Raw genomic sequence first — 26,336 nt, forward strand, 5'->3', positions numbered from 1 at the left:
AGACACGAATAAACTGACACAGGAGAACGGGCGCAAATGTCACAGTCCAACATTATTGATGTCACCCTGCAGAACTTTCAGCAGGTGCTCTTAGAAGGCTCAAAAGAGAAGCTGGTTATTATCGACTTTTGGGCTGACTGGTGCGAGCCATGCAAGCAGCTAATGCCAGTGTTGGAAAAGTTGGCGGGCGAATACAACGACCAGGTTATTCTGGCTAAAATAAACTGCGACGACCAACAAGAATTGGCCATGCAGTTTGGTATCCGTAGCCTTCCAACTGTGGCTTTCTTCAAAAACGGTGAGCCGGTCGATAGCTTTGGTGGTGTTAAAACCGAAGGCGAAATTCGGGAAATTTTGAGCAAACACCTACCCAGCCCGTCAGATAACCTGATTCAACAGGCACAAGTAGCCATGGGTGAAGGCGATGCAAACAAAGCCTATACCTTGGCTAAGCAAGCCTATGACCTCGACAATACAGATATGGCAGCCGTTAAGTTGCTCGCTGAAGCGGCGGTCGACGCCGGTCGATTAGACCAGGCGAAAGAGCTTGTCGCTGCAATTCCTATGGTTGAGCAAGACAGTGACTATCAGCGCATTAAAGGCAAGCTAGAATTAGCGGAAGACGCTGCCGACTCTCCGGAACTTCGCGCTTTGCAGGATCAAGCCGAACAAAACCCCGATGACTTATCGCTGAAATTACAATTAGCCTTAAAGTTTCATGAAGCGAACCGCGATGAGGAAGCTCTGCAACTGGTGTTTACCGTGTTAACGAAAGACGTCAATTTTGAAGGTGCGAAAAAATACGCACTGGACATTATTAATTCGTTACCCGATGGTGATCCGCTCGCAGCGACCTATCGTAGAAAGCTTTACAGCATGATGTATTAGGCTGTTCACTAGCAACGATCTTGGCCGGCTCCCTCAGCCGGCCCTTTTTTTGGTACTAACTGACTAACCCCATGCAGCAAATTTATCAGAGCCAGGTTAACTCCGGAAAACTGAACGAAGACTCCTTTCAACGCAAAGCGGTCACTGCATTGCAGCAGCGTCTTGATGCTATTCGGAAGAACAGCCAGACGCCCATAAAAAGCTTGTATTTCTACGGCCCTGTCGGTCGCGGAAAAACCATGCTAATGGATATGTTTTCCGAACAGCTGCGCTCACTTTCAACAGCCAATTCATCGTTTATAAGGCTGCACTATCACCACTTTATGGCCAGAGTTCATGATGCACTAAATGGTTTGCAGGGTGAGGAAAACCCAATGCAACAACTCGCAAAAGAGTGGGCTAGCGAATATTCAATTATCTGCCTGGACGAATTTTTTGTAGAAGACATTGGCGACGCCATGATTCTGGCTCGCCTTTGGGAAAGCTTGTTTGCTGAGGGAGTGACATTAATTACAACATCTAACGCTCCTCCTGCCGAACTGTATAAAGACGGCTTAGCCAGACACCGTTTTGAACCGACTATTGAGCTTCTAAACAGTCAGTGCGAGCTCATTGACTTAGGTTTTGGCACTGATTACCGGCGAATTAACCATACTGACATGCCGCTTTATCTTATTGAGGGACAACCTGAAGAATTAAAAACTCTGGCCGAGACGCGCTTTGGCACGGTAAAGCCAGCCGAAAGCGTTTCAATAATGAACCGAAGTATCCCTTGCTTGTGGGGCAATAAAAAAATAATTGGTTTTGACTTCATGAGCTTATGCTCTGGCCCCAGAAGCCAGCGCGACTACATGGAACTGGCCGATAAATATTCCGCCATAGCCGTTCAAAATGTGCCTGCCTTTACCTACGTTCCCGACAAAGAATTGGTGCATGGCGTCGAAGAAACCTACCAGCGGGAACACGACGCAAAGCTTATCAGCAAATTCGATAATGAAGCTCGTCGCTTTATCGCACTCGTTGACGAATGCTACGACCGGGGCTCCGTATTGCTTATAACCGCAGAAGTCAGTGTTGAACAACTGTATCAGGCACGACAGCTTGCCTTCCCATTCAGGCGCTGTGTGTCGCGTCTTTTCGAAATGCAGCATTGGTAAGGGAAACACGCTGGTAAAAAGACGCCAATCTGTTCCAGAGAGTAGAATTCCCTGTATTTACCAGCGTGTTAAAACAGAGTTAGAAAAAGGTTACATGAGTTTTAACATTTTCCAATATCGCATTTGTAATGGATGTTAATAATTTTCTTAGCGTTCAGGTCGGACTTGCCAATATTCACGACGTATTCACTCACCCGCTGCTTGCCGTTAACGTTACCCCTTGCTAGGATTGCTGGAATTTAATAAATGATGCTTAACAAGCACCTCAAGATAATAACGATAATAAGAAGGTCAGAATGAGCGAACAACGCGATCAATTCAGCTCTAAAATTGGATTTATACTAGCCGCGGCAGGCTCTGCTGTAGGTATTGGCAACTTAGTCGGTTTCCCCGTGGCTGCGACAAAAAACGGTGGCGGCGCATTTCTTATTATTTATGCTTTGTTCGTTGCCTTTATTTGTGTCCCGGTCATGCTCGCTGAAATGGGTCTTGGCCGCAGAGCTCAAAAAAGTCCACTAGGGTCTTATCAGGCATTATCACCAGACAATAAAGGTTGGCATATAGCGGGGCTACTGGCCGTTATTACGCCCTTTATGATTGCCGTATTCTATATGGTCATTACCGTATGGATATTCGGCTATTTATGGCACTCAGTAACCGGCAACCTGGCGATGTTAGCCGACCCGGAATATTTCGGGCAGTTTGTGAATGATTACGGTTTTGTTGGCTTCCTGGTGGCAGTTACCGTCATTATTAACGTGATTCTGGTAGGAGGCGTTCGCAAAGGCATCGAAAAAGCCGCCAAGTTCCTGATGCCAGCTCTTTTTATTATGCTGGTATTGCTGGTCATTTTCGTTTTATCACTCGACAACGCAGCATTGGGTGTTGAGTTTTACTTGGTCCCTGACTTCTCAAAAATTGACGGCTCCGTTATCAATGGTGCACTGGCACAAGCTTTCTTCTCATTATCTCTGGGTATGGGTATTCTGATTACTTACGGCTCTTATTTCAGCCGCCGCGACGATATTGTAACCTCAGGAAAGTTAGTTGCACTCACCGATACCGCTGTAGCATTTACCGCCGGCTTAATGACTCTGCCCGCTATTTTTGCGATAAACCCGAACACCAACCCGGACACGCTGAGCGACTCTTCCGTCAGTATGATTTTCTCCTTCTTCCCACAAATTTTTGTGGCATTAGAAGGCGTTGTCGGGTATTTCGGTGCTAGCTTAGCCGCGACTGTCTTCTTTTTGCTGACGTTTATTGCAGCTATTACGTCACTCGTATCGATACTGGAAGTACCAACGGCAGCCATTATTGAGAAAGCGAAGTTCAGCCGTAAAAAGACTCTGCTGGTTATGGGCTTTGCCGTTACCGTACTTACACTAATAGCAGCCACCTCATTTGGTTTTATACCAGCATTTACTGAGTTCACATCATACGCTGGGCAAACGAAGTCGGTTTTTGACGTTATTTACGACGTCTTTTACGACACCATATTGCCGCTAAATGGTCTGCTTATCTGCTTATTCGTTACTCTACACTGGCGCAAAAAAGGGTTAGAAGACGAACTGTCAGAAGGCAACCCGAATTATAGAAATACACTACTAGCCAAATATGTGCGTATTTCTATCAGCACCTTTATTCCGTTGATTCTGGCGGTGGTGTTCATTAATACAGTACTGACAAAATTTGTCGGATTCTCACTATTTTAATGGCAGAGTGTTGTAAGTAATGGAACGTGGCAGTTTTCGACAGCTAAAACTGCTGAAAACAGCGAGTCAATGGCAGCAAGCCTGCCAGACTCGCTCTTCTCAAAGTCTTATTCTCTCCCCAGAGGATCCAGATGCTGATGCACACCTCAACCGATACAGAGACTATCTGGGCCATGAGTTTGAAAACGTCCTTCTTGATTGTCAGGCCGGCTTAAATGCGGATGCAATTTGTGCGCTGTGCGGCACTATTGTTGGTGGCGGAGAGTTAATCATTCTTTTGCCCAGTGACAATTCAGCTATGGTCGAACGGCTTCTGAACTTTGCGAGTCAGTATTTTAGTAATAATGCGCTGCCTGCGAACGCTTCTGAGAGTTTTAAAAAAGCCCAAACAGAACATCAGGCACTGGTAGAAGTGCTGACCAGTGAATTTATCAATGAAGACTCCCTACACACGCACATCCTTGTTGCTGAACGAGGCCGTGGAAAAAGCACTCTGCTCGGCAAAGCATTAGCCGAAGTGAGTGCAACCTGCCCTGGCACTGAAGTCATTGTTACTGCACCGAGAAAAGCCAATGCTCAGGTTTTGCTAAAGCAAGCACCAACCGCCACCTTTAAAGCCTGGGATAAGCTACTGGAACAACCTGGGGACTCGACTAAGCGATTGATTATCGATGAAGCTGCCGGCATTCCTTTATGGGCTACCGAAAAGCTCTGTCAAAAGTTCACCCCGTGGTTATTAGCCACTACAGTTTCGGGCTATGAGGGCTGCGGCCGGGGCTTTGCCATACACTTTCAGCAATGGGCAGAAAAACACTTGCCTAAAGTTAAGAATCATCGTTTATCAGCACCGATGCGCTGGCCGGAAAATGACCCTTTAGAACAATGGTTGACTGACACGTTTTTAATGGATGAAACCGCTACTTCATTAACACCGGAACTGGTTGACGGACAGTTTGTTGAGCATGCTTCGCAACTGCAGGAAAACACCTTACGTCAATGCTTCCAGCTGCTCTTAAATGCTCATTACCAAAGCAGCCCTAATGACCTTAATTTGCTACTGAGTGACCCGTTACATCGGCTGGCTTACACTCGCCAGAACGGAGAAGTAGTTGCTGTTGCCTGGCTGATTGAGGAAGGGCCGGTGCCATCCGAACTGCACACACCTATTTTACAGGGAAAAAGACGTCCTAAAGGAAACCTGCTGCCGCAAGCCATTGGCTATTTTTTACAGCAGTCCTGGGCTTTAAGCGCGTGCTGGCTGAGAGTTGCTCGTATTGCTGTGCCCGCCGGCCTCCGTCATCAGGGATATGCCTCTGAGTTGCTCGACTTTATTCGGCAACACCCCAGTTACAAACATATTGATAAAATAGGCACCAGCTTTGCGTGGGAGCCCGGAGTTGCGAAGTTTTGGGAGGCTAATGGTTTTGTACCATGGCGTACCAGCCACCGACTCGACAGTGTATCGGCACGCCCCGCCGCTATTTATGTCAAAGCAAACGGTATGGGTGATACCCCAGGCTCAGACGCCTCTCTTACTGACGACATTAGTCGATGGGCAACGGCGGAGCAGAATTGGCTGATAAACGCTCATTCTGAGATACCAAAAAACCTTATCACTAATCCGGTCCTTCATTTGTTGGTGAAGGCTTACGTGAACGAGCGCATTCCATTTGACGCTGCCCACTTTGCCTTGGCTGTTTACTACCAAAATAAACGCCCGACCGACGAACTGACTCAATGTTTGAGCCGCCCGGCATGCTCTCTGAAACAGCTGACCTATTACTACGATTGTTCTTCAAAACAACAGGCAAACGTAAAACTACGTAAAGATACCGCACGGCTTGTCTAATGTGACTTGTTGTTTTCACAACAACTTTCTATGATCAAGTCAGTCTTAACAAAGGGGAAGGCAATGACTCGTTATTCATCAATTCGTGTATTACTGGCTACGCTGTCTGGTGCTATTATTCTAAGCGCATGCAGCTCTCAGCCTGAGCCTCAAAAGCAGTCGCCTTATGGGTTCCCGCAAACCAAAACGGTTGACCAGACAGACAACTATCACGGCACCACTGTTGCTGACCCATACCGCTGGCTGGAGAACCTCCGCTCGAAAGAGGTTTCCCAGTGGGTCAATAGTCAAAACGAGTTTTCAACACCTTATTTGCAGAAACTTCCCGCCTACAATGACCTGAAGCAACGGTTAACCGAGCTTTGGAACTACAAAAAAATAGGCACGCCATTTCAATACGCGAATCGATACTTTTACTTTGCTAACGACGGTCTGCAAAGCCAGGATATTCTCTACACAATGACGGACTTAGAGAGCGCCCCGGAAGTATTAATTGACCCGAATAAACTCAGCGAAGACGGCACGTTATCACTGGCCAGAATACAAGTGTCTCCCAACGCAAAGTATATTGCTTATGCGGTTTCAGAAAAGGGGAGTGACTGGACCGAAATTCACATTAAAAACATTGAGTCCGGCAAGGTTTTGTCCGACAAAATAAGTGGCGTTAAATTCTCCAATATCGCTTGGCTGCCAAACGAAAACGGCTTCTATTACAGCCGCTATCCTCAAAATGCTAATGGAAAATACGACGACTCAAAGCCCGTTAGTGTTTACTTTCACAGCTTGGGCCGCTCTCAAAGTGATGACGAATTGGTCTTCGCGTTACAGAATCAACCTAGCTGGAACCCTTATCCTGAAGTGACTCATGATGGTCGCTATTTATTAATCAATGTGTCTTCCGGATATGATGCTAACGCAGTTTTCAGCCGCCCATTAGCCAAGGACAACGAACCTTTCACCGGGCTGTTAACCAAGTGGGATGGACAGTATGACTATGTAACAAGTCATGACGATAAGCTATATTTCCGGACTACCGCCCAGGCCCCAAGAGGCCGAGTCATCGCCGTTGATATGAACAACTCCGGTGATAACAACTGGTCTGAAATAATTCCTGAAAGCACACATACATTGACCTCAATCTCCGCGGTTAACGGTCAACTCTTTGCTCACTATTTGCAAAACGCGCATTCCCGTGTCGGAATTTTTGATCTCAAAGGTAAGGTATTGCAAGAGCTTGCATTGCCAGGCATCGGAACCGTGTCAGGCTTTAACGGGTCTCCGTCAGCTAAAGACACCTTCTTTAGTTTTTCAGGCTTTACCGAACCTGGAAAAATTTACCGATACCAAGTAGAGCAACAGCGTACAACTCTATGGCAGGAAGTCGAATTCCCGGCCGACCTTGAGTCATACGAAACGCATCAAGTAGTTTACGAGAGCAAAGACGGTACAGAAATCCCTATGTTTCTGGTGCACTCTCAAGACGTGGAACTGGACGGAAGTAACCCCACGCTGCTGTATGGTTATGGTGGTTTTAATATCTCTTTAACGCCCGAGTTTAAAGCCGACCGTATTGCCTGGTTGGAAATGGGTGGAGTGCTGGCAATACCTAACCTGCGTGGTGGTGGTGAATTTGGTGAACAATGGCATCAGGCTGGTACAAAAGCTAACAAGCAAAGAGTATTTGATGACTTTATCGCCGCCGCAGAGTGGTTAATTAAGAACAACTATACCAACAAAGACCAGCTAGCTATCCATGGCCGCAGTAATGGAGGGTTATTGGTAGGCGCTACTCTGACACAACGCCCGGAGTTATTCGCCGCAGCCGTACCAGCGGTTGGCGTATTGGACATGCTGCGTTATCACTTGCCCAATGCAAACGCACGCGGCTGGAGCAGTGAGTTTGGCCTGAGTGAAAACGCCGATGAGTTCACTGCTTTATATGAGTACTCTCCGGTTCATAACACGAAACAAGGCACTTGCTACCCGGCGACCCTCGTCACCACCGCGAATAACGACAACCGAGTCGCTCCATGGCACAGCTATAAATTCGCGGCGGCACTGCAGGCCGACCAGAGCTGTGACAACCCGATATTACTGAATATCGAGACTCGCGCCGGTCATGGCGCTGGCACACCAACGTGGATGAAAATTGAGTCAGCGGCTGAAAAGTGGGCCTTTTTACACAAAGAACTTCATGTAAACAAAGAGAAGAGAAGCTCTGCTTCTCAATGATGATTTTCAAAAAATGTGCTATCTTTCGCGGCAATCTTATTCGTAAAATAAGTCCGTTAACGATTTCTGTGAAGGATAGCATTCATGTCTAAAGTTCTTATTATTGGCGCTGGCGGTGTTGCTGGTGTTGTTGTTCAAAAATGTGCGAAATTACCGGAAGTTTTTTCTGAAATACACTTAGCCAGCCGCACCTTGTCAAAGTGTCAGGCACTTCAGGACAAAGCCGGTAAAGATCGCGTTGTTGGCGTGTATCAGGTTGATGCTGATGACGCAGCAGAAGTCGCCGAGCTTATTCGCGGCATTAACCCGTCGCTGGTTATTAATGTTGCCCTGCCTTACCAGGACTTGCCAATTATGGATGCGTGCTTAGAAACAGGCGTTCACTACTTAGATACCGCCAACTACGAGCCTAAAGACGAAGCAAAATTTGAATACTCGTGGCAATGGGCGTATCAGGACAAATTTAAAGAAAAAGGCTTAATGGCGCTTTTAGGTGCTGGCTTTGACCCGGGCGTAACCAACGTATTTACTGCTTACGCCGCCAAGCATTACTTCGATGAAGTGCATTACTTAGACATTGTTGACTGCAACGGTGGTGATCACGGTCAGGCTTTTGCAACTAACTTTAACCCAGAAATTAACATCCGCGAAATTACTCAACGCGGCAAGTACTGGGAAAACGGTGAGTGGCACGAAACCGACCCTATCAGTGTTCGTAAAGACTTAGACTACCCAAATGTTGGCGTACGCCCTTCGTACTTGCTGTTCCACGAAGAATTAGAGTCTCTGGTTAAGCACTTCCCGACCATTAAACGTGCGCGCTTCTGGATGACCTTCGGTGACCAATACCTGACGCATTTGCGTGTATTAGAAAACGTAGGCATGACCTCTATTGAACCTGTTGAGTTTGAAGGCAAGAAAATTGTGCCTCTGGAGTTTCTGAAAGCGGTATTGCCAAACCCTGGTTCATTAGCGGAGGGTTACACCGGCAAAACCTGTATTGGTACCTACGTTACCGGCATGAAAGACGGTAAAGAAAAGACCATTTTTATCTACAACAACTGTGACCACGCCGAAACTAATAAAGAAATTGGCGCACAGGCTGTATCCTACACCACTGGCGTACCTGCCATGATAGCCGCTTCATTGATGCTGCAAGGCGAGTGGATGAAACCCGGCGTATGGAACATGGAGCAGTTTGACCCGGATGAGTTCATGAACCGTCTGAATCAATACGGTTTGCCATGGCACGTTCAAGAATGCGACAAACCGTTTGAGAAGTAAGTGAGTCACTGATGAGCCATTATTTATCGCCGGATATTCCGTCGCCATGCTACGTGCTGGATGAGAAATTGCTACGCCGCAACCTCGAACTTATGCAATACGTTCAGGAGAAGAGCGGTGCGGATATTATTCTTGCACTGAAAGGCTACTCAATGTGGTCCGCGTTTCCGCTGATTAAGCAATATTTGAAAGGCTGTACAGCCAGCTCGGTATGGGAAGCCAAACTGGCCGCCTATGAGTTTGGTCGTGAAGTGCACGCTTATGCGCCGGCATACAAACAAGGCGATATTGATGAGCTCCTGCCATTAGTAAACCACTTGTCCTTTAATAGCGTGACTCAGTGGCAGCGCTACCATGAACAAGTAGCTGAAGCCGGCGTTTCTATTGGCTTACGTATAAACCCGGAGCACCAGGAGGCAGACACTGAGCTGTACGACCCCAGTGCCCCCGGGTCACGCTTGGGCATTAGAGCCAGCGAGCTTAGCCAGCAAGATTTAACGGGTGTTGAGGGCTTACACGTTCACAACTTGTGCGAGTGTGACTCTTTCGCTTTAGAACGTACGTTGGAAGCTGTAGAAAACCGCTTCGGCGAACAGTTAAAGCAGGTTAAATGGCTTAATTTAGGTGGTGGTCACTTAATGACTCGCGAAGGGTACGATGTCGAACACCTCATAAGCCAACTTAAACGCCTACGTGAGACCTATGACCTTCAGGTAATTCTGGAGCCGGGCTCTGCGGTTGCCTGGCAAACCGGTCCGTTAGTTTGCGAAGTGGTGGATATTGTTGACAACAATGGGCCTATCGCCTTACTTGATATCTCAGCAACGGCGCATATGCCTGACGTATTAGAGATGCCTTATCGACCAGCAATTACTGATGCCGGACTGCCGGGGGAAAAGGCCTTCAGCTATCGTCTAGGAGGTAATAGTTGCCTGGCCGGTGATGTCATTGGTGAATACAGCTTTGATCAAGCGTTGGCCGTTGGTGATCGACTCATATTTGAAGACATGATGCACTACACCATGGTGAAAACGACATTTTTCAATGGTGTACAGCACCCGGCTATCGGAATACTGCGTGAAGACGGGCGTTTTGACTGCATACGAGAGTTTAGTTACGAAGACTTTCGCAGTCGACTTTCATAGTCCTTAAAAAAACGTTAAAGCGGCCACTATTCCAGTGGCCGTTTTGCTTTTTCCACCACGGAAGGTGGCATGCGTTCTGACAGTTGCGCCAGTTGCTGCTGAATTTCCCGATGCTTACCAGAATCACCTGTTACTGAGTTGTGCAGCCAATGGTAGGCATTTTCGTAGTCATAAGGGCTGCCATGATCACTCAGTAAAATACTGGCAAAACGCTGCTGAGCACGAAGGTTTCCTAAAGAAGCTGCTTCACGCAAGTATAAAATAGCGCGTTCAATATCCTGCTGTACGAGTCTTCCTTCATGATAGTAACGCCCCAGTTGCTCCAGCGCCTCGACTAACCCCTGCTCTGCTGCTTTTTCCATATACAGCAAACCAATTTTAGGATCCCTGTCATAGCAAATACCCCATGCTTTCATATCGCCATAAAGAAATTGGTACGTCGGACGGCGTTCAAGCTCTGCCTGAGCCTCAATATCCTGGGCTAACTGACAACGGTCAACATCGCGAACCTGAGTAATGTGTTCATTTGTGGCAAACATTTCCACCAGCTCAGCATCAGAATATAGCTGAACCGCTTCTATGTCCTGAGACTTTGCAGGTAAGGCAAATAAGACACCGCTTAGTGCGGCCGCGATTGTCGCTGCTTTATGCCACGTCATGTTCTACTCCGGTTCGCTTAATCAGTCACTACTGTTTGTTATCGGCACAAAGTCGCAAACCCTTAAAGGTTAAGTCATCAATGCGACAGATATTACCACTCAAATGGGAAGCCAGCTGTTCGCTGTCGCCGCCGGTGACAACAACGGTAAACGTCTCATCGTTAAATAACGAGGGAGAGAGTTTGGCCGCCTCGTAAACAACCCCGATTAAGCTAGCCTCAATGCCATGCAGCATGCCTTCGCGGGTACTGACCCCGGGCTCTAGTTTTGCCTGAGCACTCTGCTCGATGGGAACGTTACCTAACTGCGCAGTGCCCTGACCAAGCGCATTCAGCATTAACTGCCGACCGGGTACTATCCAGCCGCCTAAATGTTGCCCGTCGCGGGTTAGCCAGTCCACAGTCAATGCCGTACCGGCATCAATAATAAGCGCATGCCCGGTAATCGCTTTATGACAGCCTAACAAAGCCAACCAACGGTCAGCGCCTAACGCTTCAGGCTTCTCCCGGTACGCGTTCACTACCCCTAACTGAGTCGCGCGAGTACTTTGCCAGCGCACGTTAATTCCAAGTTCGGCCAGCGACTGATTCAATGTATCAACCACTTGCACAGACGCCACACTGACACCTAGGGCTTCTGTCGTCTTTTTAATTTGTTCACGGTTAATCACACCAAGCAAAATATCCTTTAACGAGCGACTCAAATCATTCAACCAATGTTGATGCTCAATAGCCCCCAGCCACTGAATAGAGTCAGTATGCTTGTCCCACCAAGCGAACTTACACCGTGTGTTACCAGCGTCAATGAGTAGCATCTAATGCCCCTACTGTTGTAATCGTAAACTAATTTCACCGCCGAAGTAGCGCTTCACGCCGGTCTCGTCCTGCACCAGCAAGGCACCGTTTTCATCGATACCACGGCAGGTTCCGAGACATTCACGCTGTCCCATAATGAGACGCACCGGCTTATCGAGAAATTGGTCATAAGCACGCCAGCGTTCCTGAAATACACTGAGTCCTGCCGAATCATATTCCGACAAGCACGCGAGAACCGAATCTCTAACCCTTGCCGCTATCAGGTTGCGGGACATGATAGTGGGTATTTCACTGCTTATATCGGTCCATGCCTGGTCAATATGTTGCGCCACACTTTCCGGCATTTTCAGGTTAATCCCAATGCCAATAATGCTGTGCGCAGATCCGTCCGCCAGTGTTTCTAAGTCGACTAAAATACCAGACACTTTTTTGCCTTTTATATAGACATCATTCGGCCACTTTAGGCCAACGCCCTCAATTCCCAGAGACTCAAAACACTCGGCTAAGGCTACGCCAACGGCCAGACTCAAGCCCATAGCACCGTGTATGCCCTCTGCCAGGGGCCAGTAAACACTGAAATATAAGTTACTTCCAAATGGCGATATCCAGCGCTTGCCGCGCCTTCCCCTGCCTGCTGTCTGAGCTTCTGCAAACACCGAATACCCGGCCGCTAACTTTTGTTCTTGCGCCAGCAGTTTGAGCTCATCATTACTTGAGTCGACAACCGAATAAACCGCAAAATCAGGTTCGTTAGTGAAGTGCTCAGTGGCTTGTTTTATCTTTTCTTTATCCAGCAGTTCCAGCTGTTGAGACAGTTTGTAACCTTTACCGCTAACCGAAAAAAGTTCGAGGCCGAGCTCTTCTAACTTATGAATATGCTGATTAACGGCGGCTCGGGAAATATTTAGCTGTTCACCCAACGACTGACCGGAGTGAAATTCGCCATCCGATAACTGCTGAATAAGCTGATCAAGCCGTTGTGACTGCTTCATGGCGTACGTTCCTTCTTATTTGAAGCATTTATAATTCGATGAGTCCCTGAGCACCCACGAGACGAACTTCCGGCTCAAGCTCCACGCCCGTTACATCATACACCCTATCTTGTATCTCTTGCGCTAACGCCAATAGCTCAGCGCCCTGCGCCTGACCATTATTAACCAGCACCAGAGCTTGCTTAGGGTTAACCCCAACATTGCCCACCGATAACGACTTTAAGCCCAGCTTGTCGATAAGCCACCCCGCTGCCAGCTTCACTGAGCTGTCAGAAACAGGATACGACACCACTCCCGGTAACTTTGATTCCAGAGCTTTTAGATGCTCTATCGACACCACAGGATTCTTAAAGAAACTTCCTGCATTCGGCGTCACCGTCGGGTCCGGTAACTTCTGGCGGCGAGTCTCAATGACTTTGTCGAAAATTGCCTGCGCAGTTACAGGTTCCGGAAGTTCATTTAATGGTGCGTAATGCGTCACTGGATGCCACTTTTTCGGCATTAGAAAACTGACTTCCGTGATAAACCAACGCCCTGGCGTTTGTTTGAAAATACTGTCGCGATAACCAAATTCACAGTCCGAAGGCGTAAAGTAAGCCCAATGGCGCTTTTCTACATCCCAGGCTGTCACCAGCTCAATAAACTGTGACACTTCCACGCCGTAAGCACCAATATTCTGCACGGGTGCAGCACCGACAGACCCTGGTATCAAAGCCAGGTTTTCCAGTCCGTTAATATCCATTGAGCGCAACTGCGACACCAGTTCATGCCAGTTTTCCCCGCCAGCAACTGTTACCCTTGTGTATTCGGGCAACTCGTCAACCTGAACACCTTTCAGGGCGTTATGGATAACCGTCCCCTGGAAGTCTTCAATAAACGCCGTGTTACTGCCTTCACCCAATAGATACCAAGGCTCTTGCGGTTCCAGTACCATAAGATTATCGGCGCTGGTCACCTCAACAAAGTTGCGACACTGTGCCGGCAAACGAAATGTGTGTAAGTTCGATAAATCCCTCAAGCGAGGCCTCACGTTAATGCCAATTACTTTCGCATGCTAATATATTTCAAAAAGGCTTTTAACGCAGCCGGTTTTACGGGTTTTGGTAAAAACTGCAGGCCTAATTTTCGTGCAGATTGTTTCACCGCGTCATCACTCATGGCTGTCACTAACGCGGTGGGCACTTTACGCTGCCACTGTTCCCACAAAGTTTCAGCCAACGACAGGCCGTCCCCGTCGCCTAACTGATAATCAACCAGTATGCCGTGCGGCGGCTCATCAGGGGTGCTCTTAGCGTAATCAACCGCCTTAGCAAAACTATTGAAGGTTACCGCTTCGCAGTCCCATTTATTCAGCAATGCACTCACCGCATTCAGGTTTTCATTGTCGTCGTCCACGACCAATAAGCGTAATGACGCATTGGGTCCCTCATCGAGTTTACGTTTGGGTTTATCAATGACTTGAGCCGCATTCCCCAAAGGCACTCTAACCGAAAACCGTGAACCTTTGCCTTCAACAGAGGTCACCTCCACGTCACAGCCCAGTTGCTCACCCATGCGCTGAGCCACACTTAAGCCTAATCCGACGCCTTCAACGTTCTGATTCTGAATACGATAGAACGCATCAAAAACCTTATTTTGCTGTTGCGCTGCTATGCCGGGACCGGTATCCCAAACCGATATTTCCAGCTCGCCCGATTTTTTACGAACACCCAGTAAAACGCTGCCTTTGGGAGTGTACTTAATCGCATTAGAAAGGAAGTTTTGCACAATACGACGCAAGTACGTTGGGTCTGTTAACACCGGACGGTCAACATAAAAGGCTCTGAAATCCAAATGCTTTTGATCGGCCAGCACCGCATACTCTTCCACCAAAGGCTTCAAAACTGAGCTTAGTTGCACATGCCGGAATTTAGGCTGCAACGCCCCCTGATCCATTTTGGCAATGGAAAGCAACGTCGAAAGCAAATGTTCGGTTGAGCCAAGCGCCGTATCGAGCTTACCCAATAACTGCTGGTTTTTATCAGACAGTTCTTTTTCATGTATCGCCGACAAATACAGGCGTGCCGCATTCAATGGCTGCAATATGTCGTGGCTGGCAAGTGCCAGAAAACGTGTTTTTGAGGCATTCGCGGCCTCGGCTTCCGCTTTGGCTTTCTTAAGTTCCTCTTCCACCTCGCGCCGCCGGTCAATTTCCGCCGTTAACTCTTGGTTTATTTCGCGGATTTCCTGTGTGCGTACGTCGACGCGTTGTTCAAGGTCGATATTAGCATCTTCAAGTGCCTGCTGGGTTTCAACGTGTTCAGTAATGTCCGTAAAGCTAGTTACAAAACCACCGGTTGGTAATGGGTTTCCAACCATTTCTATGACCCGGCCGTCGGCACGGCGACGAATGAAACGGTGAGCCGAGCCCAGTTGCATATAGCGCAGTCGCTTATTAACAAGTTCATCGACGTCACCCGGCCCGCATTCACCACGTTCAGCGTTGTACCGTATCAGCGTCGCTATAGGCTGCCCAGGCTTCACCATGCCTTCAGGGTAGTCGAATAAATCTAGATAGCGCTTATTCCAGGCAACCAAACGAAGCTCGGCATCGACAACACTAATGCCCTGTGCCAGATTCTCAAGCGAGCTGAATAGAATTGACTGTTGAGTTTGCAGCGCCTGCGTGGTGTCATCAAAAAAGTGCACCACTTCTTCTAAATTGAGCTGTTTGTCCCGTAATGCCGCATCGACCAAGGAGCGCGCTGTTGCAGACCCAAGAACACCCGCAATGGCCCGCTCTACGAAACTAATAAAGGACTTGTCTGCCAGCTCTTCTGGCAATAACTCTTTATCTTCTGGCTGCTGAAAATACTGCATAAGCTGTTGTGCACGTTGACCTCCTAAGAAGGTTTTCAGCAGCAGCATCATATCTGCGTTGGTTGCGTTATAGTCTTTATGCAGATGTTGCTGTTCCGGCAGTTGGGCTTTCGGTTTAACAAAAGCGGTTGCCTGAATACGATCCACCAGCCTAGGGCGTGCCAACAAAGAGAATGCAATGAAGCTAAACGCATTGAGCGCCAGCGATACCACAGTGCCTCTCGTTATAATTTCGACGTCGGTGAGCTCAGGGTATGAATACAGCGGTATTAACACCGCTAGCATCCAACCAATGGAGCCGGCTCCCAGTCCGGCGTAAACACCGCGGGCATGACTTTTTCGCCAATATAATGCACCCAGTAATGCCGGTAACAATTGCAACACCAGCGAGAATGCCAGCAAACCGATACTAACCAGGTTGGTCTGAGCCGCCCAGAAGTAGTAACACAGGAATGACAACACCATAGTAACCGCAATGGCTACTCGGCGAATTAACAGCAGTGCCCGATCATATTCTCGTTTACGCTGCTTTAACGGCAGCTTAGAGTCTCGTTGCAACAATATCGGCATGATAACGTCGTTGGTTATCATGGTACTTAACGTAACCGACGCAATAATCACCATCGCGGTAGCCGCAGAAATACCTCCGATAAAGATAATGAGCGACAACCACAGTTGGTCTTTAAGCAAAGGTAACTGCAATGAGAACGTTGAGCCGTCGCCGTTATTACCTAAGAAGAAACTGCCCGCAATGGCAATAGGAATAATAGCCGCAGCGGTCAGGCTAAGATAAAGAGGAAACCCCCAACGGGCAGTTTTTAAATGCTTAGTATCGACGTTATCGACCACCGCCACATGAAACTGACGAGGCAGACATAAAATAGCTCCCGCAGCCATTAGCGTTTGAACAATAAACTCGAACTCACCAAACTTAGAAATAGACCACTGAGGAGCTGTTACAGAAGTAAAATTACTAAGTAATGACGGTGAAAGGTTCTCAGCAATAAGTGTCCAGGCAAAGGTTGCTGCGGCTAACAAAGCGATAAGCTTTATCATAGACTCAACCGCTATCGCTAAAATCATGCCGCTGCGATATTCGGTCACCTCAACATGACGCGTACCAAACAACATAGCAAATATTGCCATAAGTGCGGCGGCGCCAAGCTCTTTAATCGAAAACTCTGACATTACGCCAGTACTCTCGGTCAATACAGAGAAACTGACACCTACCGCTTTCAGCTGCAGAGCAATGTATGGGATTATTGCAACAGCGGCAATGGCAGTCACCGCAACCGCCAGCCGTCTTCGTTTACCAAAACGAGACGAGATAAAATCAGCAATTGACGTGATGTTCTGTTGCTTACTGACAGACACCAGTTTCTCTAAAACTCGAATGCCGAAAATAAAGAGTAAAATGGGTCCCAGCAGAATGGGAAAAAACGCCCAACCTTCGGTGGCCGCATTACCCACAGCGCCATAGTAAGTCCAGGAGGTGCAATAAATGGCCAATGACATGGAGTAGATCATTGGCTTATGGCTGATTTTATTCGCCCAAGAGCCTAAACGGTCGCCCCAAGTTGCTACGGCAAACAGAAAAATGACATACGCCAGAGAGGCGAATACCAGCAACCAAGTCATAACTGTAAGCGTTCAGCGACCAGCACGGCTTGAGTACGGCTATAAACTCCGAGTTTACGGAAGATTGCCGTAATGTGAGCTTTGACAGTCGCTTCAGTAATATTCAACTGATAAGCGATTTGTTTGTTTAGCAGGCCTTCGTGTAAAAAATGAAGTACCCGGTACTGCTGAGGTGTCAGCTCAGACACTTTACGCGCCAGTTCCTGGTCTTCGTCAGATATGACATCCAGGCGCTCGCGGGACTCTTTAGGCACCCAGGTTTCACCTTGCAAAATGGTGTCTATCGCCTCTGCTATTTCCGCTGACGGCAGCGACTTAGGAATAAAGCCAAGCGCCCCAAAACCAATGCATTTAGCAACAATTGACGCGTCTTCACTGCCGGAAATGATAGCAACAGGTAATAACGGGTAGTCTTCACGCACCCGAATAAGGCCGTATAAATCGCCACTGCCGGGCATGTGCAAATCGAGCAGCAATAAGTCGACATCGTCGTCTTTGTTTAACGCCGCGAGTGTCGAGTCCAGGTCTTCGGCTTCGCGTAAGGTAAGCTCAGAAAAATGATTCGCGAGAGCGCCTTGCAGCGCCTCGCGAAACAGAGGGTGGTCATCTGCGATTAAAAATTTCGCCATGAGATTCCAAATTAAGTGACATTATTTATTCATTCGATTCTCTATCAATGAATCTACCACACTTGGATCAGCAAGCGTAGAGGTGTCACCGAGATTCTCATATTCGTTAGCGGCAATCTTACGCAGAATACGACGCATGATCTTACCTGAACGTGTTTTCGGCAAACCTTTCGTCCAGTGGATTAAGTCTGGCGTTGCAATTGGGCTTAATTCAGAGCGCACCCAATTACGCACTTCTTTGGTCAGCTCTTCCGTTACTTCCACACCTTCAACAGGTGTGACATAAACATAGATACCCTGACCTTTTAGGTCATGCGGATAACCTACTACAGCCGCTTCAGCTACCGATTTATGAGCAACCAACGCGCTTTCAATTTCAGCAGTACCTAGACGGTGTCCCGATACATTCAGAACGTCATCCATGCGACCAGTTATCCAGTAGTAACCATCGGCGTCACGACGCGCGCCATCACCACTGAAATAACGGTTCTTGAAAGTCGAAAAGTAGGTTTGCTCAAAACGCTCATGGTCGCCCCACAGAGTACGCATTTGACCAGGCCATGAGTCATTAATAACCAAACCTCCTTCGGCTTCGCCTTCCTGCACATTGCCTTCACTGTCAACCAATGCTGGCTGAATACCAAAGAAAGGACGTGTCGCAGAACCGGGTTTTAAATCGGTAGCACCCGGCAGTGGTGCAATTAAAATACCGCCGTTCTCGGTTTGCCACCAGGTATCCATAATTGGACATTTACCATTACCAATCGCGCGGTGGTACCACTCCCAGGCTTCCGGGTTAATTGGCTCACCAACACTACCCAGAATACGCAAACTTTCACGGGTCGACGTCTTCGCTGCTTCGTCACCTTTCGCCATTAAAGCACGGATTGCCGTTGGTGCGGTGTAAAGGATATTGACCTTGTGTTTATCAACAATTTCGCCAATACGGCCAACCCCGGGATACGTTGGCACACCTTCAAACATCAGTGTGGTTGCACCGTTTGCCAGCGGCCCGTAAACAATGTACGAGTGACCAGTAATCCAGCCGACATCGGCTGCACACCAGTAAACATCGTCATCGTGATAGTCGAAGACATACTCATGCGTCATTGACGCATACACCATGTAACCACCGGTAGTATGCACAACCCCTTTCGGTTTTCCGGTCGAGCCGGACGTATAAAGAATGAACAGCGGGTCTTCGGCGTTCATCACTTCTGCCTGGCATTCATCGCTGACATCGCCAATCAACTCATGCCACCAAACGTCACGACCTTCTGTCCAATCAACTTTGCCTTCAGTTACACGACATACAATGCTGTGCTCTAATGAAGGGCAAGCGCCATCAGACAAGGCTTTATCCACATTGGCTTTCAAACCAATAGTGCTGCCGCCACGGCGACCTTCGTCGGCGGTAATTATAGCTTTTGCCTGACAGTCGTTAATGCGATCGGCAATAGCATTTGGTGAGAAACCGCCAAAGATAACCGAGTGCACTGCACCAATGCGCGCGCAGGCAAGCATGGCATAAGCCGCTTCCGGTACCATAGGCATATAAATAGCGACCCGGTCACCTTTACCAATACCTAGTTTTTTCAGGCCATTAGCAAAACGAGATACCTCTTTATGTAACTCGCGGTAGGTGATGTGTTTGTCTACACTAGGGTCGTCGCCTTCCCAGATAATAGCTGTTTTGTCAGCTTTATCAGCGAGGTGACGGTCGACACAGTTATAACAAGCGTTTAAAGTGCCGTCCTCGTACCATTTGATGCTGACTTTACCCGGCTCAAACGTTGTATTTTTGACTTTGTTATAGGGTGTGAACCAAGTAATGCGCTTTCCGTGTTCACTCCAAAAGCCTTCGGGGTCATCAATGGATTGCTGGTACAGTTTTTTATAACCGTCATTGTCGATTTTAGCTTTTGATTTTATATGGTCTGGAACTGGATACAGTTGCGACATTACCTCTTCCTCCTTATTCGCAAGATGGTAACTGTTGTACGTTTTACGCGCGTTAAACACTATTAGACCATAGTCTAGATTGATAAAAATTGACCAATTAACGACACTTAACGGCAATATTTCAACAAACTTGGCTGACATGGGAGAACACACGATGGCCTCAAGTAAAACAAACAAGTTTAAGTATACGGCGGCAGCAGCGGCTGTACTTGGTGTGGCAAGCTTTGGTGCGCAGGCTCAGGAAACGGATTTTGACTTTGGCGGTTACGTAAAGCTGGATATGTTGGTGTCTGATTATGCCGACTATGAATCGGGCAAAAATACTAGCGATTTTGCCACCAGCAGCGGCAGCATTGCCCGCCAACAATATATTCCTAGTGTTACGCCGGTGGGCGGTGACGGCGATGACTTAATCACCGATTTCCATGCCCGCCAGTCACGGTTCTTCTTTACCACAAATACTGATCTGGATAATGGTGAAACACTGACCGGCCATATTGAAATGGACTTTCAGCTAACCCCAGACGGCGACGAGCGTATTTCTAACTCTTACAACCCGCGCTTGCGCCAGGCATTTTTAAAATATGGTAACTGGACTTTTGGCCAAACCTGGTCAAACTTTCAGGATCTGAATATTCTGGCTGAATCAGTCGATTTTATCGGTATCACCGACGGCATTATATTTAACCGTCAGGCACAGATCCGCTACACTTCGGGCGGCTTCAGCGCTTCCATTGAAAACCCCGAGACAACAGTTACAGAAACCCGGGCTAATGGCGCAACTGCGCTGGGCGACCGCATCGTTTCCAGTGATGGATTTATGCCAGATGTCACCTTCAAATACACGGGTAAGTCTGACAACTTGACTTGGCAGGCTTCTGCACTGCTACGCCAGCTGACTTATGACGTGACGCAAACAGGTGATGACGAAACGACTTTCGGTTACGGTGTGAGCTTTGGTGCTAAATACACCTTTGGCATGGACGACATTCGTGCATCCATTACCACCGGCTCGGGTTTAGGCCGCTACTTAGGTCTTAACACCTGGAACGGCGCCTATATCGATGCTAACGGCGAATTAGAAGCCATTGACTCAACCGGTATCTCATTTGCATACCGCCATTTCTGGACTGAGAAACTGCGTTCAAACGTTGTTTATTCACGAGGCTGGGCTGACAACGATGAAGCATTACTGGCTCTTGCTGGTGACATGACTGAATACACTCAGCGTCTGGCGTTTAACCTCATGTATTCACCGGCTTCAAACCTAACCTTTGGTGCCGAAATATCACAAGCCAATCGTGAAACCGAAGCCAATGTTGACGGCGACTTAAACCGTCTACAACTGATGGCGATGTACAAGTTTTAAACGGTATTCCCAACCAAAAACGCCGGTAGCCACAATGGGTTACCGGCGTTTTTTCTGTCTGGACACGCTCTAATCAGAGTCGCGCTTACTTCACAATCTCAATAAGCCGCTTACCAATATCCGTATTGTTCATGTACCCACGAAAATCTTCCGCATAAGGACCTTTAGCAAACACAGGCACATCGACAGCCGTATGGCCACTTGTTGTCCAACCTGTACCGGTAATATCACCGGTAATATAAACTAGCGCATCATGGATTGCGTCTGCTCGCTCTTTACCTTCTTGCTCAGCAGCCAGCGCCAGCTCGTCGATATAGTCCTGAGTCAGCTCGAAGTTCACTTTGTCAGCAACATACTCAGGCCATTTCTCCGCGTCCATGTCCAGAAGTTCACTGCGCATTGTCGCAATAGAGCTTTCAATGGCCATGACTCTATCTGAATACCATGCGTACTCGCCGTCACGCCCCAGAGTTAAACCGCCAGTGGAATGGTCAGCGGTCATCACGAGTAACGTATTGGGGTTGTCTTGCATAAAATCAGCGACAACGGTTAGTGCTTTATTGAGTGAATCCATCTCATGCACAGCACAGGCAATATCGTTAGCATGGCCACACCAGTCAATTTGACTGCCTTCAATCATCAGCGCAAACGGCTTGTCGTCACCTGACAATAAACGCAACGCATTGCTGGTCATTTGAGCCAACGAGCCTTTGCCTTCATCAACTGCATGCGGCAGACCTTTTGGTGCGAACAAGCCCATGACCGGCGCCTGCTCCACTTGATCTAACATTTGCATGTCCTGAACCACCTTCAGGCCATGTTGCTCGAGCAATTCGACCCAATTCTTGTCGTCGCGAATAAAATACTGCTGACCGCCGCCGAGCACGACATCATAAGACGCTTCGTCTTCTATGTACTGCTGCGCCATTAAGTCAGCAATTTGATTGTATTCATAGCGCGAGGGATGATGAGAGAAAAATGACGCTGGTGTCGCATGGTTAATTTGTGAAGTCGACACAGATCCTGTCATATAACCACTATTTTTAGCGTATTCCATGACCGTTTTTAAGGACGTTTTATCGTTATCCACGCCGATAGCACCGTTATACGACTTTTCGCCTGTCGCTAATGCCGTCGCGCCCGCAGCCGAATCGGTTACCCAGGTATCGTCTTCAGGGTAGGTCGTTGCGGCTCCGGTGAGATAGTGATCAAACTGCGTTTCTGTAATCTCTTTGGTGTCTAAGTCTGACATGGCATAGCGGTAAGCACTGATAAACTCGAAGCCCATACCGTCGCCAATCACATAAATAATATTGGGTTTCTGCTCTTCAGCTACTGCACTTGATGCACTCATTGCAAGCCCGATAGCTGCGGCCGTTAATGTTTTTTTCATACAACAACTCCGTCTGGTTCTGTAACGCTCTTTGTATGGCCTGATTATATCAAGCACTTAATGTCAGTGATATGACAACGAACCGCAATTTAATCGCGTCTCGCCGTGAATGAGCTGTCGGCCAGGCGCACATCCACTTGCTCGCCGCTGGCAACATCATCGGCCCGGCGCACCACCGTGCCATTGTCTTTACGAACAATGGCATAACCTCGCTCTAGCGTATTCAGCGGGCTGACCAGGTTCAATGACTGCATCAATTGTCCTTGCCGGGACTTTTTGTCTTTCAGTAAACGCGTCATGACTTGCGGCAAACGCTGCTGAAGCATTGTCAATTGCTGTTGGTATTGTGTCAGCCGTTTTTCCGGATGTACGGATTGCAAGCGCCTCACTAAATGCGTGTGCTGCTGACGCTGCCGCATAAGTTGCTGAGTCAGCGCCCGACTCGCACGCGCCTGTAACTCGTCAGCCAGTTGCGACTGTTGTTGCAGCATTCGTTGTGGATGCTGCTGTTGCAGGCGTGTTTGCAGAAATTGCCATTGTTGTTTGAGGCGTTGTATATGCCTTAACTGAGCCTGTTGCAGCCGCTGCATTAACGCCTGAGCACGCTGCAGTTGCTGTTGCTGGTCTTTCGTTACCAGCTCTGCCGCAGCCGATGGTGTGGGTGCTCGCACATCAGCGACAAAGTCTGCTATGGTGAAATCGATTTCGTGACCGACCGCACTAATCACCGGCATTGGAGCGGTAGCCAGCAGCCGTGCAAAACCTTCATCGTTAAAACACCATAAGTCTTCCAGTGAGCCACCGCCGCGCGACACCAGCAGCACATCCACTTCATTACGCTCAAACGCCATTTGCGCCATAGCTTGAAGCTGCGCTACTGCGGCTTCTCCCTGAACCGACGTTGGATAGATAATCACCTCAACGCTGGGATCCCGCCGTTTCATAACCGCTAATATGTCTTTTATTGCCGCCCCGGTTGGTGAGGTCAGCACACCCACTTTGCGAATGTGCTCCGGTAATGGCCGTTTGCGATCAGCCGCAAAGAGTCCTTCAGCACCGAGTTTTGCTTTCAACTGCTCGTAGCGCTGTTGCAATAAGCCCTGTCCGGCGTCTTCCAGGTGCTCGACAATAAGCTGATAGTCACCGCGCGGCTCGTACAGGGTCACTTTCGCTTTCACCAGGACTTGTGAACCGTTTTGCGGGCGCATGGCCGCTCGCTGATTAGCGCCTCGGAACATAGCACAACGTACTTGTGAGCGCTCATCTTTCAGCGTGAAATACCAATGCCCAGAGCCCGGCGCGGCAAAGTTAGAAATTTCACCCACCAGGCTTATTTGGCGAAAACCCTGCTCAAGTAACTGGCGGATTTCGCCATTCAGCTGACTGACCGAGTAAACCATCGACATATTCGACCTCCATTCAATGCGCTGATACTACCACAGAATTCAAAACAATAATTTCGTATTTGGACGTCTAAATGTCTTGACGGCTTTATATCCATTTATTATTGTCGCTGTATTGTCGTTTCAAATTGACGGAGGCCGCTATGGTTCTTCCTATTGCTCGTTCATTTCACACGCAAACGCCTTATGGCCGCTTAAAAGGATATCGGTATGGCTTTCCCGACGCCCCGGCTATTGTTGTACAAGGCGGTATCAGCGCAACCGGGAAGCTGTGGACACCGTCCGGCGATGGTTGGTGGCAATCGCTGCATAGACTTTTCGCAGACACTGACGATTACCAATTTATTAGCTTTGACTACCTCGGCGGGTTAGGCGGTTCAGACTGCCCGGACACTCCGTTGTCCGTGAAAGAGCACAGCAATGTCATTCACCATGCGGTGCAATCAATACTACCCGATGACCCTCTGCATGGCTGGATTGGCGGCTCATTCGGAGGTGTTTTGGGCCTCCAGTACGCACTGGATAACCCAGAGTCGCTTGAGCGGCTAAGCGTTATTGGCGCGGCTCATAAACCGTCGGTGCACTCGTCTTTATTGCGTTATTTCCAACAAGCACTTATACAACGCTGCAACGATTCACAATTGGGTATTGTATTAGCCAGAGCACTGGCCATGCTCAGCTACCGCAGTGCAAAAGAGTTTGAATCGCGCTTTAGTAGCAGCGATGACGCTTTCGAGTACCTGCTTTATAAAGGTGAACGACTGCTTAAAGAAAACGGTAACAGCTCACGCAACCTGTTCACTCATCTCACCCCCGTGTTGAACGAATACAGCATTAATCCTGAGCCTATCGAAACGCCAGTGCATTTAGTTGACTTCACCAGTGACGCCATTGCGCCGCCAAGCTTAATGGCTGAACTGGAAGCCTTGCTACCTAGCTGTACGTCACGGGTGTCGGTTGAAAGTGAATACGGCCACGACGGATTTATTAAAAACGTGCCTGAGTACGGCACCTCGTTAAAACACTTTTTATTTGAAACGCATTTGGAGACCACATGAAAGACGAGACGTTATCCATTCATCATGGCTACGACACCGACCCCACCACCAAGTCGGTCGCCACACCCATTTATCAAACGGCATCTTACGAGTTCGATAGCGCGCAGCACGGGGCTGATCTCTTCGACTTGGCGGTAGAAGGCAATATCTATTCACGCATTATGAACCCGACTAATGATGTGCTCGAAAAGCGGGTTGCCGCGCTTGAAGGTGGTGTTGCCGGGTTGGCGGTCGCTTCAGGTATGGCGGCCATTGAGTACACCCTAATTACTTTGGCAAGTCAGGGCGACAACATTGTTACCACCCCGCAGCTGTACGGAGGCACCTATACATTGTTTCGCCATATGTTGCCGTCGCTGGGTATCGAAGTACGCTTTGCCGAGTCAGACAATGCGAAGGACATTGACGCACTCATTGATGAGCGAACCAAAGCGGTTTACTGCGAAAGCATTGGTAACCCCGCGGGTAACATTGCCGACTTAGAAGCACTGGCGGAAGTTGCTCACACACATGGGGTACCGCTCGTCGTTGATAATACCGTCGCCACGCCGATTCTATGCAAGCCCATTGAACACGGCGCTGACATTGTCATCCACTCGTTGACGAAATACATTGGCGGGCATGGTAATTCCATCGGTGGGCTTATTGTTGACTCCGGGCGCTTTGACTGGCTGGCTCACAAAGAACGGTTTCCTCAATTCAGTCACCCCGAGCCGGCTTATCACGGTGTGATTTATACTGACGCCTTTGGGCCGGCTGCGTTTATCGCACGAGTCAGGACCGTCGCTTTGCGCAACACCGGTGCCTGTTTGTCGCCCTTTAATGCCTTTTTATTGTTGCAGGGGCTGGAGACTCTGGCTTTGCGGATTGAACGCCATTGCGAAAACGCAAAGGCTGTCGCCGACTATCTACTACAACATCCGAATGTTGAATGGGTGAATTACGCAGGTTTGGCTCAGCATCCACACTATGAACTTGCCGCCAAATATGTGACTGGCGGGTTACCTGCATCATTGCTTACCTTTGGCATAAAAAGCGGTTACGAGGCAGGAGTTAAGTTTTATGACAAGCTTGGCTTGTTTAAGCGGTTAGTGAATATCGGCGATGCAAAGTCGCTTGCCTGCCACCCTGCTTCTACCACTCACCGACAGCTGTCGGAACAGGAGCAAGCTGCTGTTGGAGTTAAACCAGAAGCCATCCGCTTGTGTGTCGGCATAGAGCACATTAGCGATATTATTGCTGACTTAGAGCAGGCATTAAGCATTTAATATACCGAAAAAAGAAAAGCC

19 protein-coding genes are annotated in these 26,336 nt (G+C 48.4%); 10 read left to right on the forward strand and 9 right to left on the reverse strand.

All coding sequences use genetic code 11. The features are described from left to right. Nucleotides 1-36 precede the first annotated feature (36 nt). The 7 genes from trxA to nspC all read left to right on the forward strand — a co-directional run bounded on the left by trxA (nucleotide 37) and on the right by nspC (nucleotide 10,270). Entirely contained in the window at nucleotides 37-888 is an 852-nt protein-coding gene (gene trxA, locus CWI73_RS05375; RefSeq protein ID WP_053953987.1) for a thioredoxin, read from the forward strand. Between the two features lie 71 nt (nucleotides 889-959). Beyond that, entirely contained in the window at nucleotides 960-2,045 is a 1,086-nt protein-coding gene (gene zapE, locus CWI73_RS05380; protein ID WP_241968836.1) for a cell division protein ZapE, read from the forward strand. Nucleotides 2,046-2,341: 296 nt separating this feature from the next. After that, a complete protein-coding gene (locus CWI73_RS05385; protein WP_126751870.1) occupies nucleotides 2,342-3,760 on the forward strand; it encodes a sodium-dependent transporter in 1,419 nt (472 codons plus the stop codon). A 19-nt stretch (nucleotides 3,761-3,779) separates the two neighbouring features. Beyond that, a complete protein-coding gene (locus CWI73_RS05390) occupies nucleotides 3,780-5,609 on the forward strand; it encodes a tRNA(Met) cytidine acetyltransferase TmcA domain-containing protein (protein WP_126751871.1) in 1,830 nt (609 codons plus the stop codon). A gap of 63 nt (nucleotides 5,610-5,672) precedes the next feature. Then, on the forward strand, nucleotides 5,673-7,841 hold the full coding sequence (locus CWI73_RS05395) for a prolyl oligopeptidase family serine peptidase (protein ID WP_126751872.1): 2,169 nt from the start codon (nucleotides 5,673-5,675) through the stop codon (nucleotides 7,839-7,841). An 84-nt stretch (nucleotides 7,842-7,925) separates the two neighbouring features. Then, a complete protein-coding gene (locus tag CWI73_RS05400) occupies nucleotides 7,926-9,125 on the forward strand; it encodes a saccharopine dehydrogenase family protein (RefSeq protein ID WP_126751873.1) in 1,200 nt (399 codons plus the stop codon). 11 nt (nucleotides 9,126-9,136) lie between these two features. After that, the gene (gene nspC / locus CWI73_RS05405; RefSeq protein WP_126751874.1) at nucleotides 9,137-10,270 is read left to right on the forward strand and encodes a carboxynorspermidine decarboxylase; all 1,134 of its coding nucleotides are present in this window, start codon (nucleotides 9,137-9,139) and stop codon (nucleotides 10,268-10,270) included. 26 nt (nucleotides 10,271-10,296) lie between these two features. On the opposite strand, the gene CWI73_RS05410 is transcribed toward nspC, so the two are convergent. Genes CWI73_RS05410 through acs form a run of 7 tightly spaced genes read right to left on the reverse strand, consistent with a single transcriptional unit; the run spans nucleotide 10,297 to nucleotide 19,824 of the window. Beyond that, complete coding sequence (locus CWI73_RS05410) at nucleotides 10,297-10,929, reverse strand: tetratricopeptide repeat protein (protein ID WP_126751875.1); 633 nt, start codon at nucleotides 10,927-10,929, stop codon at nucleotides 10,297-10,299. 28 nt (nucleotides 10,930-10,957) lie between these two features. Beyond that, complete coding sequence (locus CWI73_RS05415; protein WP_126751876.1) at nucleotides 10,958-11,743, reverse strand: type III pantothenate kinase; 786 nt, start codon at nucleotides 11,741-11,743, stop codon at nucleotides 10,958-10,960. Nucleotides 11,744-11,752: 9 nt separating this feature from the next. After that, complete coding sequence (gene birA / locus CWI73_RS05420) at nucleotides 11,753-12,736, reverse strand: bifunctional biotin--[acetyl-CoA-carboxylase] ligase/biotin operon repressor BirA (protein ID WP_126751877.1); 984 nt, start codon at nucleotides 12,734-12,736, stop codon at nucleotides 11,753-11,755. 28 nt (nucleotides 12,737-12,764) lie between these two features. After that, nucleotides 12,765-13,754 carry a UDP-N-acetylmuramate dehydrogenase gene (gene murB, locus CWI73_RS05425; RefSeq protein ID WP_126751878.1) on the reverse strand — a complete coding sequence of 330 codons (990 nt, stop codon included), beginning with the start codon at nucleotides 13,752-13,754 and terminating at the stop codon, nucleotides 12,765-12,767. Nucleotides 13,755-13,777: 23 nt separating this feature from the next. Beyond that, entirely contained in the window at nucleotides 13,778-17,233 is a 3,456-nt protein-coding gene (locus tag CWI73_RS05430) for a hybrid sensor histidine kinase/response regulator (RefSeq protein WP_126751879.1), read from the reverse strand. Next, nucleotides 17,230-17,862 carry a response regulator transcription factor gene (locus tag CWI73_RS05435; protein ID WP_126751880.1) on the reverse strand — a complete coding sequence of 211 codons (633 nt, stop codon included), beginning with the start codon at nucleotides 17,860-17,862 and terminating at the stop codon, nucleotides 17,230-17,232. The genes CWI73_RS05430 and CWI73_RS05435 overlap by 4 nt, the downstream gene beginning before the upstream one ends. A 21-nt stretch (nucleotides 17,863-17,883) precedes the next feature. Then, nucleotides 17,884-19,824 (reverse strand): acetate--CoA ligase, encoded by a 1,941-nt coding sequence (acs, locus tag CWI73_RS05440; RefSeq protein WP_126751881.1) that lies wholly within the window; start codon nucleotides 19,822-19,824, stop codon nucleotides 17,884-17,886. Between the two features lie 154 nt (nucleotides 19,825-19,978). Between acs and CWI73_RS05445 the strand changes: the two genes are divergently transcribed. After that, complete coding sequence (locus CWI73_RS05445; protein WP_126751882.1) at nucleotides 19,979-21,193, forward strand: DcaP family trimeric outer membrane transporter; 1,215 nt, start codon at nucleotides 19,979-19,981, stop codon at nucleotides 21,191-21,193. Nucleotides 21,194-21,278: 85 nt separating this feature from the next. On the opposite strand, the gene CWI73_RS05450 is transcribed toward CWI73_RS05445, so the two are convergent. Together CWI73_RS05450 and xseA are read right to left on the reverse strand one after the other, a co-directional pair. Beyond that, nucleotides 21,279-22,586 (reverse strand): alkaline phosphatase, encoded by a 1,308-nt coding sequence (locus tag CWI73_RS05450; protein ID WP_126751883.1) that lies wholly within the window; start codon nucleotides 22,584-22,586, stop codon nucleotides 21,279-21,281. A gap of 89 nt (nucleotides 22,587-22,675) precedes the next feature. Further along, the gene (xseA, locus tag CWI73_RS05455) at nucleotides 22,676-23,986 is read right to left on the reverse strand and encodes an exodeoxyribonuclease VII large subunit (protein WP_126752040.1); all 1,311 of its coding nucleotides are present in this window, start codon (nucleotides 23,984-23,986) and stop codon (nucleotides 22,676-22,678) included. Nucleotides 23,987-24,132: 146 nt separating this feature from the next. Here xseA and CWI73_RS05460 point away from each other — a divergent pair, with 146 nt between their 5' ends. Both CWI73_RS05460 and CWI73_RS05465 read left to right on the forward strand, forming a co-directional pair. Then, complete coding sequence (locus CWI73_RS05460) at nucleotides 24,133-25,047, forward strand: alpha/beta fold hydrolase (RefSeq protein WP_126751884.1); 915 nt, start codon at nucleotides 24,133-24,135, stop codon at nucleotides 25,045-25,047. Then, a complete protein-coding gene (locus tag CWI73_RS05465) occupies nucleotides 25,044-26,315 on the forward strand; it encodes an O-acetylhomoserine aminocarboxypropyltransferase/cysteine synthase family protein (RefSeq protein ID WP_126751885.1) in 1,272 nt (423 codons plus the stop codon). Before CWI73_RS05460 ends, CWI73_RS05465 begins: the two co-directional genes overlap by 4 nt. Nucleotides 26,316-26,336: the final 21 nt, after the last annotated feature.

This window comes from Idiomarina piscisalsi (assembly GCF_003987095.1).
Classification (GTDB): domain Bacteria; phylum Pseudomonadota; class Gammaproteobacteria; order Enterobacterales; family Alteromonadaceae; genus Idiomarina; species Idiomarina piscisalsi.